This window comes from Gluconobacter cerinus, assembly GCF_025961355.1.
Lineage (GTDB): Bacteria > Pseudomonadota > Alphaproteobacteria > Acetobacterales > Acetobacteraceae > Gluconobacter > Gluconobacter cerinus.
Genome location: NZ_JAOQNM010000001.1, coordinates 480,914 through 497,481 on the forward strand (window position 1 = coordinate 480,914; position 16,568 = coordinate 497,481).

General features: G+C 57.9%; 19 protein-coding genes. 8 read left to right on the forward strand and 11 right to left on the reverse strand.

The window, feature by feature from the left end:
* Positions 1–130 precede the first annotated feature (130 nt).
* The 3 genes from groL to M2305_RS02210 all read right to left on the reverse strand — a co-directional run bounded on the left by groL (position 131) and on the right by M2305_RS02210 (position 2,434).
* Positions 131–1,768 (reverse strand): chaperonin GroEL, encoded by a 1,638-nt coding sequence (groL, locus tag M2305_RS02200; protein ID WP_064274005.1) that lies wholly within the window; start codon positions 1,766–1,768, stop codon positions 131–133.
* A 51-nt stretch (positions 1,769–1,819) separates the two neighbouring features.
* Positions 1,820–2,110, reverse strand: a complete 291-nt coding sequence (locus tag M2305_RS02205) for a co-chaperone GroES (RefSeq protein WP_046899653.1) — start codon at positions 2,108–2,110, stop codon at positions 1,820–1,822.
* A gap of 129 nt (positions 2,111–2,239) precedes the next feature.
* Positions 2,240–2,434 carry a DUF4169 family protein gene (locus M2305_RS02210; RefSeq protein WP_264648445.1) on the reverse strand — a complete coding sequence of 65 codons (195 nt, stop codon included), beginning with the start codon at positions 2,432–2,434 and terminating at the stop codon, positions 2,240–2,242.
* Positions 2,435–2,515: 81 nt separating this feature from the next.
* On the opposite strand from M2305_RS02210, the gene M2305_RS02215 reads away from it, so the two are divergent.
* Genes M2305_RS02215 through M2305_RS02225 form a run of 3 tightly spaced genes read left to right on the forward strand, consistent with a single transcriptional unit; the run spans position 2,516 to position 4,328 of the window.
* Positions 2,516–3,190 carry a dienelactone hydrolase family protein gene (locus tag M2305_RS02215; RefSeq protein WP_064274187.1) on the forward strand — a complete coding sequence of 225 codons (675 nt, stop codon included), beginning with the start codon at positions 2,516–2,518 and terminating at the stop codon, positions 3,188–3,190.
* 8 nt (positions 3,191–3,198) lie between these two features.
* Positions 3,199–3,939: an SDR family oxidoreductase gene (locus M2305_RS02220; protein ID WP_211496502.1), complete on the forward strand. Its 741-nt coding sequence runs from the start codon at positions 3,199–3,201 to the stop codon at positions 3,937–3,939.
* Between the two features lie 2 nt (positions 3,940–3,941).
* A complete protein-coding gene (locus tag M2305_RS02225) occupies positions 3,942–4,328 on the forward strand; it encodes a DUF2934 domain-containing protein (RefSeq protein ID WP_215748869.1) in 387 nt (128 codons plus the stop codon).
* A 46-nt stretch (positions 4,329–4,374) separates the two neighbouring features.
* On the opposite strand, the gene M2305_RS02230 is transcribed toward M2305_RS02225, so the two are convergent.
* Positions 4,375–5,265: an S-methyl-5'-thioadenosine phosphorylase gene (locus M2305_RS02230; RefSeq protein ID WP_264648446.1), complete on the reverse strand. Its 891-nt coding sequence runs from the start codon at positions 5,263–5,265 to the stop codon at positions 4,375–4,377.
* A 257-nt stretch (positions 5,266–5,522) separates the two neighbouring features.
* Here M2305_RS02230 and hemF point away from each other — a divergent pair, with 257 nt between their 5' ends.
* Entirely contained in the window at positions 5,523–6,440 is a 918-nt protein-coding gene (hemF, locus tag M2305_RS02235) for an oxygen-dependent coproporphyrinogen oxidase (RefSeq protein WP_264648447.1), read from the forward strand.
* On the forward strand, positions 6,440–7,528 hold the full coding sequence (locus M2305_RS02240; protein ID WP_264649921.1) for a hypothetical protein: 1,089 nt from the start codon (positions 6,440–6,442) through the stop codon (positions 7,526–7,528). Before hemF ends, M2305_RS02240 begins: the two co-directional genes overlap by 1 nt.
* A 4-nt stretch (positions 7,529–7,532) precedes the next feature.
* Here M2305_RS02240 and M2305_RS02245 read toward each other — a convergent pair whose 3' ends face one another.
* A complete protein-coding gene (locus M2305_RS02245) occupies positions 7,533–8,111 on the reverse strand; it encodes a Smr/MutS family protein (protein ID WP_211500089.1) in 579 nt (192 codons plus the stop codon).
* A gap of 311 nt (positions 8,112–8,422) precedes the next feature.
* Here M2305_RS02245 and M2305_RS02250 point away from each other — a divergent pair, with 311 nt between their 5' ends.
* On the forward strand, positions 8,423–8,629 hold the full coding sequence (locus tag M2305_RS02250; protein ID WP_264648448.1) for a hypothetical protein: 207 nt from the start codon (positions 8,423–8,425) through the stop codon (positions 8,627–8,629).
* 60 nt (positions 8,630–8,689) lie between these two features.
* Here M2305_RS02250 and M2305_RS02255 read toward each other — a convergent pair whose 3' ends face one another.
* The 4 genes from M2305_RS02255 to M2305_RS02270 form a co-directional block, all read right to left on the reverse strand.
* Complete coding sequence (locus tag M2305_RS02255) at positions 8,690–10,150, reverse strand: cytochrome-c peroxidase (protein ID WP_264648449.1); 1,461 nt, start codon at positions 10,148–10,150, stop codon at positions 8,690–8,692.
* Positions 10,151–10,246: 96 nt separating this feature from the next.
* Positions 10,247–11,077: a DNA-methyltransferase gene (locus tag M2305_RS02260; RefSeq protein ID WP_046899662.1), complete on the reverse strand. Its 831-nt coding sequence runs from the start codon at positions 11,075–11,077 to the stop codon at positions 10,247–10,249.
* Positions 11,074–12,219 carry a murein transglycosylase A gene (gene mltA / locus M2305_RS02265; RefSeq protein WP_264648450.1) on the reverse strand — a complete coding sequence of 382 codons (1,146 nt, stop codon included), beginning with the start codon at positions 12,217–12,219 and terminating at the stop codon, positions 11,074–11,076. Before mltA ends, M2305_RS02260 begins: the two co-directional genes overlap by 4 nt.
* 16 nt (positions 12,220–12,235) lie before the next feature.
* Positions 12,236–12,991, reverse strand: coding sequence for a Tim44/TimA family putative adaptor protein (locus M2305_RS02270; RefSeq protein WP_211507453.1), 756 nt, complete (start codon positions 12,989–12,991; stop codon positions 12,236–12,238).
* 180 nt (positions 12,992–13,171) lie between these two features.
* Here M2305_RS02270 and secB point away from each other — a divergent pair, with 180 nt between their 5' ends.
* Complete coding sequence (gene secB, locus M2305_RS02275) at positions 13,172–13,696, forward strand: protein-export chaperone SecB (RefSeq protein WP_046899665.1); 525 nt, start codon at positions 13,172–13,174, stop codon at positions 13,694–13,696.
* Between the two features lie 4 nt (positions 13,697–13,700).
* Here the strand turns inward: secB and M2305_RS02280 are convergent, their stop codons facing one another.
* The gene (locus M2305_RS02280; RefSeq protein WP_264648451.1) at positions 13,701–14,372 is read right to left on the reverse strand and encodes a uroporphyrinogen-III synthase; all 672 of its coding nucleotides are present in this window, start codon (positions 14,370–14,372) and stop codon (positions 13,701–13,703) included.
* Between the two features lie 2 nt (positions 14,373–14,374).
* On the reverse strand, positions 14,375–15,424 hold the full coding sequence (hemC, locus tag M2305_RS02285) for a hydroxymethylbilane synthase (protein WP_064273994.1): 1,050 nt from the start codon (positions 15,422–15,424) through the stop codon (positions 14,375–14,377).
* 58 nt (positions 15,425–15,482) lie between these two features.
* On the opposite strand from hemC, the gene tsaD reads away from it, so the two are divergent.
* Complete coding sequence (gene tsaD / locus M2305_RS02290) at positions 15,483–16,556, forward strand: tRNA (adenosine(37)-N6)-threonylcarbamoyltransferase complex transferase subunit TsaD (protein ID WP_264648452.1); 1,074 nt, start codon at positions 15,483–15,485, stop codon at positions 16,554–16,556.
* Positions 16,557–16,568 lie beyond the last annotated feature (12 nt).

Genomic DNA, 16,568 nt, shown 5'->3' on the forward strand with positions numbered 1-16,568 from the left:
CACATATGTGTCGGACGCATATCAAAACAAGTCAAAAAAAAGCCGCCCCACCCTGAGGTGAGACGGCTTTTTTTGTAATTATTCGACATATTCCCCAGCTTTTTAAAACCGGGGAATCTGAAGCGTTGGATCAGAAATCCATGTCGCCCATGCCGCCCATGCCACCTGGAGCAGCCGGAGCCTTCTTCTCAGGGCGCTCGGCAACCATGGCTTCCGTCGTGATCAACAGACCACCAACCGAAGCGGCATCCTGCAGAGCCGTACGGACAACCTTCGTCGGGTCGATAATGCCTGCGCCAACCAGGTCCTTGTACTCAGCGTTCTGAGCATCAAAGCCGAAGTTGTAGGTGTCGTTCTCGAGCACCTTGCCAGCGATCACGGCGCCGTCTTCACCAGCGTTCTCAGCGATCTGACGCAGCGGCGTCTGAAGCGCCTTGCGAACGATCTCGCCACCGATCCGCTGATCGTCGTTATCGAAGGTCAGACCCTTCAGAGCAACGGAAGCGCGGGCAAGAGCCGTACCACCACCCGGGACGATACCTTCTTCGACAGCTGCGCGGGTTGCGTGCAGAGCGTCGTCAACGCGATCCTTGCGCTCCTTCACCTCAACTTCACTGCTGCCACCGACGCGGATGACGGCAACGCCACCAGCCAGCTTTGCAAGACGCTCCTGAAGCTTCTCACGATCGTAGTCAGAGGTTGTTTCTTCAACCTGAGCGCGGATCTGGTTGCAACGACCCTTGATGTCGTCGCTGTTGCCAGCGCCTTCAACGATCGTGGTGTTTTCCTTCTCGATGTGAACCTTCTTGGCGCGGCCCAGCATGTCGAGAGTAACGGATTCCAGCTTGATCCCGATGTCTTCGGAAATAACCTGGCCACCCGTCAGGATTGCGATGTCTTCCAGCATGGCCTTGCGACGGTCACCGAAGCCCGGAGCCTTGACGGCAGCGATCTTCAGGCCACCACGCAGCTTGTTCACGACCAGCGTAGCAAGTGCTTCGCCATCGACGTCTTCAGCGATGATCATCAGCGGACGGCCGGACTGCACAACGCTCTCGAGTAGCGGCAGCATTGGCTGAAGCGAAGACAGCTTCTTTTCATGGATCAGGATGTACGGCGCATCGAGATCAGCCGTCATCTTCTCCGGGTTCGTCACGAAGTACGGGGAGATGTAGCCGCGGTCGAACTGCATGCCCTCGACAACGTCGAGTTCCGTGTGCAGGCCCTTGGCTTCTTCAACCGTGATGACGCCCTCGGAGCCGACCTTCTGCATGGCAGAGGAGATCATCTCACCGATTTCACGCTCACCGTTGGAAGAGATCGTACCGACCTGAGCGATTTCCTCCGGGGAGGTCATCTTCTTGCTGTTCTTCTTCAGCTCTTCAACAACGACGAGGACAGCCTTGTCGATGCCGCGCTTCAGGTCCATCGGGTTCATGCCAGCTGCAACAGCCTTGGCACCTTCACGGATGATTGCCTGAGCAAGAACTGTGGACGTCGTCGTGCCGTCACCAGCCAGATCGTTCGTACGGGACGCAACTTCGCGTACCATCTGAGCGCCCATGTTCTCGAACTTGTCAGCCAGTTCGATTTCCTTGGCGACAGACACACCGTCCTTGGTGATGCGCGGTGCGCCGAAGCTCTTGTCGAGAACAACGTTACGACCCTTCGGGCCCAGCGTTACCTTGACGGCATTTGCGAGAATATCAACGCCACGCAGCATACGGTCGCGGGCGTCGGCACCAAACTTAACTTCCTTGGCAGCCATGTTCTTAATCTCCTGTTGAGGTTTTTAACGAGAGGAAACGGGGACGGCTTTTCAGCCGATCACACCCATGATGTCGCTCTCTTTCATGATCAGCAGTTCTTCACCGTTGATCTTCACCTCGGTGCCGGACCACTTGCCGAACAGCACCTTGTCGCCTGCCTTGACGTCGAGAGCCACGATCTGGCCCTGCTCGTTCCGGGCGCCCGGGCCTACGGAAACGATCTCGCCTTCGGTCGGCTTGTCCTTGGCGGTGTCAGGGATGATGATGCCGCCAGCGGTCTTTTCTTCACCGGTCAGGCGACGGACTACAACGCGGTCATGCAGGGGACGAAATGTCGTCATGGATCGCTCCATTTTAGGCCGTGCCCTTCTACAAAGCGACGCGGCCGGGTTACGCGCTCAATTACTGCAGCGCAGTTGGCACTCCCATATCGAGAGTGCCAAGAGAGGTAGTGCCGCCACCCGTTTTCGTCAAGAACCATCGCCCTCGGCAGAAAAAAATTTCTTTCCGTCCAACAGGGCTTCGGAACGCCTTTTCTCCAGCATATCCGCCATTTTCTGGCCTTTCGTCCGGCCATGAAGACGACGATTGGTCTCAGCTTCCTTCGCATCCTCTACGGACTTGCGGCGTTTGCGTTCCCGACGGAGATTGATGACGTCGCTCATGGCATCTGCCTTTCCGGCGTTACAGAGACTGGACAGAAATCAATGGACCACAAGCATTCCCAAGAAAAGACCGAGGGCCACATGATCCGCCTCACAGCGGCAGACGGCCACGAATTCGAGGCATGGGAGACGGGCTCCCCCGAGTCCACACGCTCCATTGTCGTCGTGCAGGAAATTTTTGGCCTGACCGGGCACATCAGGGACGTCTGCTCTGATCTGGCTCAGCAGGGCTTCCATGTTCTCGCCCCTGCCCTCTTTGACCGCGTCAAACCCCACACGGTTCTGGCGTACAACGAGGCAGGCCTGAAGGAAGGGCTGGAATTTCGAAGCGGCATTTCTCCAGATCTGATCCAGCAGGATCTGGAAGCCTGCGCTCAAAAACTGAGACAGGATGATGGTCACCGCCCAGTCGGGATTATCGGCTTCTGCTGGGGCGGCCTAATCGCCTGGCTTGCTGCGACACGGACGCACCACTTTAATGCCGCCGTGGGATGGTATGGTGGCGGTATTGCCAACCATTGTGACACAGCCCCGCACTGCCCGACGCAGCTCCATTTCGGCGGAGAAGATGCGTCTATTCCACCAGGCGACGTTCAGAAAATTCGCGCAAGCCGGCCGGAAGTCGAGGTCTTCCTCTATGATCAGGCCGGGCATGGCTTTGGATGCCCCGAACGCTCCAGTTTCAATCAGGACGCCCGTGATCTGGCCTGGAGCCGGAGCGTCGCGTTTCTGAAGCACCACATCAAGCGTGCGTGAGGCCTGACATGGAAGGCATTGCAGGAAAAATTGTTCTCATTACAGGCGGCAGCAGCGGCCTCGGTGAAGCAACCGCGCGTTATCTCGCAGCACGAGGGGCTTACGTTGCTATCGCCGCCCGGCGCCGGGACCGGCTGGACGAAATTGTCTCGGAGCTCGAAGCACTTGGCCAGACAGCACGGGCCTACACACTGGATGTCACGAACCGCCAGAACGTTGCGGACGTTGTAAAAGCCGTTGAGCAGGACTTCGGACGTCTTGATGTCCTCGTGAACAATGCCGGGCTGATGGCGATTGCCCCCATGAAACGACTGATGGTCGACGAGTGGGACCGGATGATCGACATCAACATCAAAGGCGTTCTGTACGGCATCGCCGCAGCACTACCGATCTTTGAGCGTCAGAAATCGGGCCATGTCATCAACCTGTCCTCGGTTGCCGGGATTAAGGTCTTCGCCCCTGGAGGCAGCGTCTATTCAGGAACGAAGTTTGCCGTGCGGGCCATCAGCGATGGCCTCCGGCAGGAGGCTGGCAACGCGTTTCGCGTTACATCCATCGAGCCGGGCGCAGTGGAAAGCGAACTCAAAACGGGCAGCGGCGACACTGAAAGTCGTCAGCATGTTGAAGCGTTCTACAAGATTGCAATTCCGGCGGAATCCGTGGCGAGGGCCATCGCTTTCGCCATCTCACAACCTGACGACGTGGACATCAACGAGATTGTCCTGCGCCCAACCCTTCAGGAGTTCTGATCATGAGCAACAACCCTCTCGAAGCAGATCCAAAACGTGACGCAGCAATCCGCCGCGAGGCCAAATTACTTTGGGAAGCTGACGGCAAACCGGACGGCGGCCCTGAAGCCTATCTGGACAAAGCGACGGACCTGATTTCCATCAAGGGCGTTCCCGAAGGCACACCTGTTGAGGATCTCCCACCGCCAGAGTTGGCGGATGTTCAGATCGAAGATCCCCGCTTACAGGAAAATCTTGGGGAATTCCCAGAGCGTAGCACGGATCAGGGCGATCATCGACATTTTCCCGTCGCGGATCGAAAAGAAGAACGCGAGCTGCTGGATGATCCCAGCACCGATGCCGGTCAGCCGGGCTACGCTCAAATCGACGAGAAGCAGGAAGGGCGCTGATTGCCCTTCCCTTCTGCCGCCCGTTTTTACGCGGGCGGCAAGCCATTCAGGCTTTGTTCAGAACGCGACCTGCAACGGCATCCAGCTTGGCAACAAGAGCCGGATCGCGTTTCTCAGGTGCGGTGATAATCGCAAAATCGAGGGCACGCTCGGCGAAAAGATCAAGAGGGCGCTTCTGACCCAGAACCGGGATCACAGCCTTCACGAGACGGCGGGCATTATCCGCATTCCCCTTCATGACCTTCACCACACCTTCAACCGTCACGCTGTCATGCTCGGTGTGCCAGCAGTCATAATCCGTGACCATGGCCACCGTGGCGTAGGTCATCTCGGCTTCACGGGCGAGCTTGGCTTCCGGCATGTTGGTCATGCCAACAACCGAACAACCCCATGACCGGTAGAGCTCGCTCTCGGCACGCGTCGAGAACTGCGGCCCTTCCATGACGATGTAGGTTCCCCCACGCGTCACCGGAATATCGAGCTTGCGGGACTCCGCTTCCAGCACATCCAGCAGACGAGCGGACACCGGGTCCGCCATGCCGACATGCGCCACACATCCCGTCTCAAAGAAGCTTTTTTCGCGCGCGAAGCTGCGATCAATGAACTGATCGACAAGTACGAAACGGCCCGGCGGCAGTTCTTCCTTTAAAGAGCCCACAGCTGAAAGAGACAGAATATCCGTCACGCCTGAGCGCTTGAGAGCATCGATATTTGCGCGGAAATTCAGACGTGAGGGCGGGATCGGATGACCACGACCATGACGGGGCAGGAAGACGCACTTGATGCCTTCAAACGTTCCGAAAAGGAGCTCGTCAGAGGTTTCGCCCCACGGCGTTTCAACCCGACGCCATTCCTTGTTTTCCAGACCGTCAATATCATAGAGGCCGGAGCCACCAATAACGCCGATAACCGGCTGAATTTCTGTTTCCGAAGACATGATTGTTCAGTCCGCCCCTGATGAACATGTTTGAGGACCGTTCAGGAACACGAGACGGAAGATTGGCGCAAGTCTCCGCTGATCCGTGTCCAAAAAAAATCACGCAGGCATTTACAGAGTGGCAAGATGCTCGCTGCCATCATCGCGCCACAGAGCGACAGCAGACATGCAGCCAGCCAACTGTTCGTCTTGAGCGCAATTTGCTAGGACACTCCGCGTAACAAGAATTCGTCCTTAGGATGGTAGGGGAGAGAAAAATGGACCAGATCAGCCCCGTTTTTGCTGAACTCGTTCGCCCGGATGTGCCTCATGACACGCTGAAGCGTGAGGCGAAGGCCTGGTTTGAATCTCTCCGGGACCGGATTTGCGCGTCTTACGAGAAACTTGAAGACGAAGCGGCCGAAGGCAATTCTCAGGTCCTGCGAGATCGCACACAACCGGGACGCTTCGTTCGCACGGCCTGGGATCGCCCCGATGGCGGCGGCGGCGTGATGTCCGTGATGCGCGGTCGCGTCTTTGAGAAGGTTGGCGTGAACGTTTCTACTGTCTGGGGCGAATTCTCTCCCGAATTTCGCAAAAACATTCCCGGCGCATCCGAAGATCCACGCTTCTTCGCAACGGGCGTGTCCCTTGTCGCTCACCCCTGTAATCCGCATGTCAGTGCCGCGCATTTCAATACGCGTATGATCATCACGACCAAGGGCTGGTTCGGTGGCGGTGGCGATATTACGCCAATGTTCCCAGACAGTGCCGAAGCCCGCAGTGACGCCGACTACTTCCACAAGATGTTTGAAGCCGCCTGCAACAAGCACGATCCGGAGCACTATCCGCACTTCAAGGAATGGTGTGACCGGTACTTCCATCTGCATCACCGCGACGAGCCACGTGGCCTCGGCGGCATCTTTTACGATCAGTTCTCGACTGGAAGCCTTGAAGGTGACTTCGCCTTCACGAAAGATGTCGGCATGGCCTTCCATGACGCCTACCCCGCAGTTGTCAGACGCCGCATGTTTAACCCGTGGACGGACGCCGACCGCGACGCTCAGCTGATCCGCCGCGGACGTTATGTAGAATTCAATCTGCTTCATGATCGTGGAACGCTGTTTGGCCTGAAGACAGGCGGCAACACCGAATCGATCCTGATGAGCATGCCTCCAGAAGTTCGCTGGCCGTGATGCTTCGTTCCCCGACCCGCCGTGACTGCCTGAAAGGGCTGGCCGTGCTCGGTGCCGGAAGCGCCATGTCCTCTCTGCAGGCCAGTGCTGCGGACATGCCTGACGCACATCTGCTCCTTGGTGGAACACTGGCGTCCATCCAGGGGCAGTTCGGGGAACTTGCGGCTGGCGTTATCTCCCGCACGCTGGGACTGGACGCCCCCCTGGAGATCACACCCGATATCGGTCAGGACGGAGTCCGCGCTGCCAATCTTTTTGACGCTAACAGCGCCCCGGACGGAAGCACGGCCCTCATTGCGCCGGGAAGCGTCCTACTGGCCTCACTAACCGGTGACTCTCGCGTCCACTATGATTTTGCACGGTGGATTCCCCTTCTGACGGCTCACACGACAACTGTCGTCATTGCGCGTGCAGAACTGCACAAAACGCTCCGAAGCCGCCTAAAGGGTTTCTTTCACGATCATCCGGTTCGACTGGCCGTTTCTCGCCCAACGGGAACGGAACTTGACGCCCTTCTTGGCCTGACGCTCCTTGGCCTGCGCCCTATTCCGGTGTCTGGGTTCAGCCGAACGGAAGACGCACTGGAAGCACTCGCGAACAATCAGGTCGATGCCGTTCAGCTGCTCCCTTACACGCTGGATGTGCCGGTAGAGACCATTCTCGCCAAGTTGCCGCCCGGTACAGCGCCGCTCTATCATACAGGCGACCTGTCAGACACAGGGTCAGATACGATCCCGAATTTTCTGGAGGCCTATCAGGAGGCTCGCCGCCGTCCGCCTGAAGGAGCACTATACAGAGCCTGGCAAGCAGTCTCCGCAAGTACCTATACAGCTCTGACGGTGGCACTCCCGATGCTCACTCCACCAGATATGGTCAAGAGCTGGAAGCAGGCCTGCTGGGACGCAGCGGTAGATCCAACCGTGCGCCACTGGGCAGAAAAACATCATTTCATGCTGGCTGCAGGCGACAATGCAGCGCCATTCCTGTCCCGGGCAACGCCTGATATTGGCGCAATTCTTGCCCTTAGACGCTGGATTGCCATGAATACACCGCGCTGGCGTATCGGCCAGGAAACGCGACCGCTCTGACCTTTTACCGGCGCTTCGTCCGCAGCAAAATTCGGACGGAGCCATGGTTGGCAGCATGAGGGTGGACAACGGCCAGCACCATGGGTCGGATGTCCGCTCTCTGAAGCCAGAGTGGCAGCTCCCGACGGATCAGTCCGCTCGTGGCGCCACTCCCCAGCCCTGTCACGACTTCAACGCACCGCCAGTTTCGTGCTTTGGCGCGATGCATGAAGTCAAGCAGGCGCTCAAAAGCGTCCTGCACAATATATCCATGCAGATCCAGCTTCGCATCGACCTTGAGCTCCCCGCGGGAGAGGCGCTTCCAGCTCGTATCATCCAGACCAGGTGATCGAACACCGACCCGCAGATCCTGCGGTCTGGGTCGACGAAGAACCGGACGCGCCAAAAGAGCGCGGAATGACAGATCCTGTTCAGCGGGTGGAGGCGGAACAAGCGGAACCCGAGCGGGCTTTACCGCTTCGACTTTTGGTGTGGGTGGCGGAACGGGTTTGGATTTGGGTCTGGAAGGGTGTAGCGGCACGATGTCGCGCACGACCATGCGCCACAGGCTTTCCTCCTCCTCTTTCAGAACCCGTTTTGCCACCAAAGACCCCACCCGACCTGACTCAGTCTTGCATCCCGCAAATAACCTGCACTGCGTGTAACTGTTTCCATGCCGATCGAACAATGGAAAAGACGTAATTTCAGGCCTCTCGCAATTTTGGCATCAGGCTCTTCTTCAGAACGTTCGGTCCTACAACTTTATGACTGGCTAAGGTGGCACTGCCCGCTCACGAGAGATCCGAACATTTCAGGCGCAGTATCAATTCAGAAAGAGACCATTATTTTTGTCCGAGCTGCGCCTTGTAGAACCGTCAGCAGCTTTCCCAAGTCTTCTCATGAAGGAGACAGACCGTGAGCAAACTGACCAAAGAAGAGCGAGACAGCCTACCCGACGATGACTTCGGCCTTCCTGAAAAAAGGGCCTACCCCGTCGACACAAAGGCTCGGGCACGAAATGCGAAGGCGCGTGCAACGCAGGAGCTTGAATGCGGTCTCCTGACGCCGGAAGAGAGAAATGAAATTGATCAGGCGGCAGATCGCAAATTACAGGAAGAATAATCCAGAATCAGAAACGGCCCCGAATTTCTTCGGAGCCGCTCGCTGACGTCATTGGAACATTCAGTTGACTTGCGCGCCCCGAAGCGGCGCATCTGCCGGAACATCCTTGAGCGGAATGCCCTGATACTTTCCTGTCAGAGTTTTCAGGAAGGCCACAATGTCCGTAACATCCTGTTCAGTGATGTCATGATCGGGCGTCTCATAACGGGCCATGGCACGAACCGCAGCGTCCAGCGTCTTTGCTGATCCGTCATGGAACCACGGACCTGTCAGCTCAACGTTTCGCAGGTTGGGGACCTTGAAGCGCTCACGATCAGACGGATTGTTCGTGAAAGCAAAGCGACCATCATCCACAGCCGTCAGCTTGGTGTGACGATCCTCGAAATACGGCCCTTCCAGACCCAGAATTTCGTAAGCGTCTCCACCGACCGCAACACCGCTATGGCAGCCCGAGCAGCCAATTGCCTTGAAGCGTTCATAGCCACGCTTTTCCTGAGCCGTAATCGCGTCAGCCTTGCCCTTCAGGTACAGGTCAAAGCGGCTGTCTGGAGTGATCAGTGTTTTTTCATATTCGGCGATCGCGTCCGTCACCGTGTTCTTGGTAATATCGTCCGAACCATAGATGGCCGTGAACTGATCAGCATATCCAGGCTCAGCACGCACACGATCGGCAACGGATGCCCAGTCATGGGATCCCATTTCCAGCGGGTTCATCACCGGGCCTGCAGCCTGCTCAGCCAGATCCTTGGCACGACCGTTCCAGAACTGACCGATATTGAAGACGGAGTTGTAAACCGTCGGTACGTTAATCGGGCCGGTCTGACCATTAATGCCGGTCGCCGTGGTCTGATTATCCACACCGCCCTTGTTCAGACCATGGCAGCTGGCACAGTTAAGCTGGCCATTGCCTGAAAGCTGCTTGTCGAAGAACAGGGTCCGTCCCAATTCAGCCTTTTTCCAATCTACGGCAATTGTTTCCGGGATCGGCTGAAGAACTTCGCCACGGAATTCTGGGGCCACGTCAGAGCTGGCATAATAGCGCTCACGCTGATCACGTACCCACTTCAGAATGTCCGCACGCTGTTTCTCGTCCAGATGAGCATGGGGATGCATCGTCAAGTAAGCCGCAGGCGGCATACGGTTCTGAACAATCACTTCCTCAATACGGGAAAGCTGTTCAACCGATGGGGGCTTGCCCTGCTGGAACGCTTCAATGATCGGCGCAAACTCAAAGTGACGCTGCCCCTGCTCCAGATCACGGCTCATAATCTGATTGGCGAGCGGCAGTTTGAAGTAGAATGGCAGATCGGCGTTGCGCGTGTGGCAGTAGTCACAACGGACTTCCTGAAACGCTGCAAACGCTGTCATGGCGATAGGGTCATGCCGTGTGGGGCTGCTCGCGGGAAGCTGCGGCGCACCAGCATGATCGAAATGCTCAAGATAGGTGACTGTTCCGCCCCAGGCGACAACGCCCAGTGCCACCAGACCGGCAATTCCTTTGGTAATTGTGCTGCGACGCACCGCAAATCTCCTCACTGTCACGAGAATGTGAGGTTTGGAGATTGTAACACAAGAAGTCAAAACGATTGATCCTGTCAGACCTACAGGTCTGACCGATCATTCGTCTTCCCAGTCTTCCTCCCGGGTCCCAATCGCAGCCCTGAGGCGCTTACGGGCAATGTTGACGTAACGTGTGTCCTTTTCCACGCCAATGCCGGACAACCCCTTGCGTTCCGCCGCAATCAGGCTGGTCCCCACCCCCATGAACGGGTCCAGCAACACCCCGCCTGGCTTGGCGCCATGCAACCGCAGACAGGCTTCCGGCAACGCGATTGGAAACGTCCCCGGATGGCTGAATTTTTCTTTTCGGCTTCGCACGGTCTCATAGGGAATGAACCACGTGTCTCCACGGCATCGACGATCCATCTCATGCTGTCGGCGCGAGATATTGCTTTTGTCCGTAAATGGAACGCCAGCATCCAACCGGGCAACTTTGACGTCTCCCTTTTTCGTCAGATGAAAAATATGCTCGTGATTACGGTTAACAAAGCGGGGTGAATTCAGCGGCTTGAAATGCCCATAGGTAATTTCACCCACCGAAATCGACTTGATCCAGGTGATATGGTTCTGAAGCACAAAGAGCTTCCGCAACCGGGACATCAGTTCGAACGGCAGCCAGGGCTGTGAAGACGATCCAGCGATATTCAGAAAGAACGATCCATCGTCCTTCATGATCCGTTTCACACTGGCGCAGACGTCTTCCATCCAGTCCAGATAGGCATCTTCCGGCAACTGGTCCTGATAGGTCCGATATTCGATCCCAAGATTATAGGGTGGAGACGTCACCACGACATCCACCGTCTGCGACGACATGCGCCGCAGAACTGTGGTGCAGTCTCCCCGGATCAGCGTATGGGCGCCGAGTGTTTCCCGGCGGCTCCGGATCATGGAGTGGACGAATCCACTGGAGGACGCGGCAACAGAATGACCATTCGGCCATTTTCATGCAGATTGCCGGCAACATACTGGGCAAAAGCACCCCACCCGGTGAACAGATCGGCACGTCCCGCCCCCTTGATATCGGTTCCGATATCCTGAGCGAACACGAGGTGCTGCCAAGGCGCTGGCTGGCCCTTTGCATCCGGAAGCTTTGTCTCAACCCAAAGCGGGGTCGCAAACGGCACGATCGATCGGTCAATCGCAACGGATCGCCCAGCAGTCAGCGGCACACCGAATGCTCCTGTCGCGCCCTGTGCCAGACTTCCCGTATCTTTGCGGAAGAAAACGTAATTCGGGTTACGCTCCATCATCGCCATCATGCGATCCGGATGCGCCTCCAGCCATGCACGGATGCTTTCCATACTGACAGCAGAGGGAGCCAGCTCGTTATCCTGAACCAGCACACGGCCAAGCGGGACATAAGGCTGGCCATTCTTGCCGTCATAACCCGCCCGGATCTGCGATCCGTCTGGCAGGATCAGACGACCGGAGCCCTGAATTTGCAGAAAAAACAGGTCCACAGGGCTTTTCAGCCATGCGATTTCCAACCCGCGCCCCGCCAGAGCACCACCGTCAATCTGGGCACGATCATAATACGGTTTGAGCTGACCGTTCTCCCAACGTCCCGTGACCATCTGACCGTTGGTTGCTTTGGCACGAACCAGATCTGCCGGGCGCCCATAAAGAGGCGTCTGATATGACCCCTCGCGCGTCAGGGATGCCTCAATCTGGGGTTCAAAATACCCGGTGTAAAACGCTTTGGTATCGGTCTCGTAGGGCTGGAACCATGTCTGCAGGTAAGATTTGGCATCCGCAGCACTCTCCAGTCCGGCGCACGCACCAGACCAGTCTCCAACCTGACGGCCATACGGAAGGATGTCTGCTCCCCCGAGAGGCGTTTCAGGCGGCAATTGCGTCAACCGATGGCACTCCTGCCGCAGAACGGGCAGGAGCGAAGCGAAATCCTCCCGATCCCACCCCGCGAGTGCATCGAAGCCTACAGGCGTCAATGAAACAGAAGATGACGGTTCATTCGACGTGGTGCACCCGGCCAACATGGCCAGGGCAGCCAGACTCAGCAGCTTTTTCATAATGGACGAACTATTTTCAGGCTGGGCGCGATGCCGCAAGACGCCACCGCGCGTCCGACGTCCCGAACTGACGTTCAAACAGCCACAGATCATGGAATTCCGTCACGGCATCCGTGCCCTGCACCGGGTCTCCGTTACGATCCGTCAGCATATTAACCTGACGGGACACAATCCGAACTTCGATTCGACCGATCTGGGCAGCCGCATCGTCGGTGGGAAGCATTGCATCCAGAATAGCCATACTTTCGATACCGCGCAGATCGCTGCGTTGTGTTTCGCCTGCTTCGGCGCGCACGTTGATCGCGGAGAGAAAGGCGTCTTCCGTCTCCGGTGTCATCAGACCTGACAGAGCCGCGCGGTCCCCTGCAGCGAAAGCCGGAACAATCTGGCGGAACGTGTTCTCAGCATCCTTAAGAAAAGCCTGAGGCGTAAAACCCGCATCAAGCTGGGTCATACGACCCAGTACGCTGCCCACCCGGGTTGCCGGAGCGGGAATGTCGTATTCGACCTGCGCCACGACCGTTTCCTCACCCCGCTGGCTTGTACCAGGCAGCGGTGGAGGCGTTGGACGCGCTGAAGCCTGCCCACCAGCAGCGAAAACCGGCGGACGCTCCTGACGCACACCCTGCATGCCAATGCGACGCCCCAGCACGCGGTACAGGCGAAAGCCCAAGGCAATCGCCAGAATTGCCAGCACCACGATGTCCCATGGGAACGCGTGGCCGGAATGGCCCATCAGAGCGGAGGGAAGATGAATGTCGTCAGAAGACATGAAGATTATGTTTCACACAGATCGTTGGAATTTCCGTTGTCTTACAGATAGGGCGACAGCGGACCAATCTCAACCTTCCGCATGCAGGAAGCCCGTCTTGGCGCGCATGACACATCATGCTACCGCCACTGTATCGCAATCGTTCCATCGCTATCCGCCTCGCGGATCCGGAGACCGTACATGTCCGAGAATACCACCGACAACACTGCACAGAACATGGAAGGCGCTCCGCCGCAGATGCCGCTTGCCGTCAATCTGCAGTACACGAAGGACCTGTCCTTTGAAGTCCCGGCTGGCGCTTCCATTTTCGCAACCCTGCGCGCTGCACCGCAGATCTCCGTGAACATCGATGTTCAGGCAAATCGCCTGGAAGAAGAGCAGCCGGTTTATGAAGTTGCCCTGGCCGTCCGCGCTGAAGCCGCAGAGCCGGCAGCAGAAGAGGGTGGAAAGGCTGGCCGCACAGTGTTTATTGCCGAGCTGACCTATGCCGCCATCGTGACTCTCGGCAACGCTCCGCAGGAACTCGTCGAGCCGATCCTGCTGGTTGAAGTGCCGCGCCTGATCTTCCCGTATGTGCGTTCCATCATCAGCGACGTCACCCGTGACGGTGGCTTCCCGCCGGTGGTTCTGCAGCCGATCGACTTCGTTGCTTTGTGGCAGGCCAAGCGCGCTCAGCAGTTCCCTGAGCCAGCTGGCGAAGCCTGATCCTTCAGGTGACGAAAGGCCCGAGCCGTTCCAGCGGATCGGGCCACTCCACTGCACGCCAGTCCTTTTCGGTCAGGCGTGCAGCGATGGCCTCTGACAGACAGAGCGCCCTCACACCGGACAGAGCATTTCGCTCCGGCGCTCCCAAAGCCTCCATGAAGGCTTCAGCCGTTTTTCCGGAATAAAGAACAACTCCTTCAACACGGTCGCTCAACAAAGCGTCTCGCGCAGCATCCGTGAGAGCTTGCCTCTTCGTCACTGCGTACGCGTCGATGCGCCTGGCCCCCAACGCCACTGCCAGGTCGAGGCCGTAACCCTTGCCACATGCCAGCATAAGGGACTGTCCCGTCAGGTTGTGACGACGGCAGAACTCCAGCAGGGCTTCAGCGTCGCCATCTGCGGCATGAACATTGGAAAAGCCCATGGCGCGAGCATGTTCAGCCGTTTTTGCTCCTACAGTGACCATCAAACGGTCTCGCGGCCAATTTTTGAGAGCGGCCAGCGCATTGGCGCTTGTCAAAGCTACAGCCGCGCAGTCAGTCACCGCTATAGGTTCGTAGGTCTGAATTTCCAGCATCGGGCAGGCAATCGCCTCCCATCCCTGACGCTGAAGGGCCTCCGAGGTAGAAGCCAGACCCGGCTCGGGACGCGTGACCAGAACAGCGCGCCGCGCCATGATCAGGCGCGTGTCATCTCGGCAAAAATTGCAGCAGGCGTATTGCGGCGCAGTTCGTCTGCCAGTTCCGTTCCCATCCGGGCGGCCTCAAGTGGCGCACCAGTAATTTCACGGCGGATCAGGAACGTTCCGTCTTCGCTCGCAACCATACCTGTCAGCTTCAGTACGCCAGCTTCAATTCTGGCATATCCGCCAATTGGTGTTCGGCAGGACCCGTCAAGCTCGGCCAGCAGAGCACGCTCCGCAGTTGAAACGGCCCGGGCTTCCGGGTCTTCGATGGCAGACAGAAGCTCACGCAGCTCCGTGTCACTCTCCCGTACCGTTACACCGACGATACCCTGCCCTGCGGCCGGAAGCATCTGGTCCGGTTCAAGAACGATATCGACACGATCTTCCATTCCGAGACGCCGTAGTCCAGCAAGCGCCAGAAGCGTGGCATCACACGCCCCCGCCTGCAGTTTGTCGAGACGCGTCTGAACATTGCCGCGCAACAGCCCAAATCGGAGATCCGGGCGACGGCTCAGCATCTGCGCCTGTCGACGGACGGACGCACAACCGATCAAGGCACCCTCTGGCAGGGACGCATACGGATCAGCCGGGTCAACTTTGGTGGACCGGTCACGCAGGATAATGGCATCCCGAGCGTCTTCACGCTTCAGCGTGCACGCCAGGACAAGGCCGGGAGGGAGATTGGTTTCGAGATCCTTGAGGCTATGAACTGCGAAGTCGATCCGGCCCGCTACAAGAGCTTCGTGGATTTCCTTGGCAAACAGGCCCTTGCCACCAATTTCCGCCAGACGCTGGCTGAGGTTACGATCACCTTCAGTGCTGATCTGATGTTCCTGGAATGCTCCCATGTCACGCAGGACCGGGCAAAAACGGGTCAGACGTGTCAGGAACGTCCGCGTTTGCCACAGCGCCAGCGGTGACGCGCGCGAGCCCACTCTGAGTGGGAGTTTGCGCTGGCCGGACGGGCTGGCGGCATGAGATCGGCGGACGGCTTCCGCCGCGACCTTTTGAAGGGCGTCGGAAGACAGGACGGAAGCATTCATGGACCGCACCTGTAGCTCATTCAGGCGGGGCTGTCATGATATGAGAGACTCGGTCATAATGCATGCCATGTCTGACCCTGCTGCATCCCGCCCCCTTCTGGCGATCGAAACGTCCTGCGACGATACCGCTTGCGCTATTCTGGCCTATGACGGCACCATTCTCGCTGAAGGTGTTCTTTCCCAGAACGATCACGCCATTCTTGGTGGCGTCGTACCGGAAATTGCAGCACGAGCTCATCTTGATGCCCTGCCCGCCCTTGTCCAGGCCGTGCTCGACAAGGCCGCCCTCACCTTGCAGGACATTGATACTTTTGCAGGAACGACTGGCCCGGGCCTGATTGGTGGGCTTATTGTGGGCAGTTCCTATGCAAAAGGGCTGGCTCTCGCACTGGGTCGACCTTTCATTGCAGTCAATCACATTGAAGGGCACGTCCTGACGGCTCGACTGCCGTCGCTTGAGGCCGATCTTCAGTTTCCATTCCTGACGATGCTGGTCTCAGGCGGTCACTGCCAGTGCATTTCCGTGGAACAGACAGGCCAGTACGTGCGCCTTGGCGGCACCATTGATGACGCCGCTGGCGAGGCCTTCGACAAAGTTGCCAAAATGCTTGGTCTTGGCTGGCCGGGTGGGCCTGCTCTTGAAAAACTGGCACAGGAAGGCCGCGCTGATGCTTTTGCACTTCCCCGCCCGCTTAAAGGGCGTGAAGGCTGCGACTTTTCTTTTTCCGGCTTGAAAACAGCCGTCAGCCGCCTGATTGAGCCCTTGGGATTAGGCGCTCTTCCGCGCCAGTTCGCTGCCGACGTCGCCGCATCCTTCCAGCAGGCTGTGGCAGATGTCATGGCAGACCGTGCGGAACATGCGCTTGCAATGGCGCCTCACACGACTGCACTCGTCGTCGCAGGTGGCGTAGCTGCGAACCGGACACTTCGCGGTGCACTGGAAACTGTCGCAGACCGCCACGGTATCCCATTTATCGCTCCTCCGCTGCGCCTCTGCACGGACAATGCAGTCATGATCGGCTGGGCAGCCCTTGAGCGCCTCCATGCGGGTGAGCATCCCAACGAAATAGATGTCGCAGCCCGCCCCCGCTGGCCTCTTGCGGAACGTCATCCCGCTCATAGCCCTTCCTGATTCCATAACCGG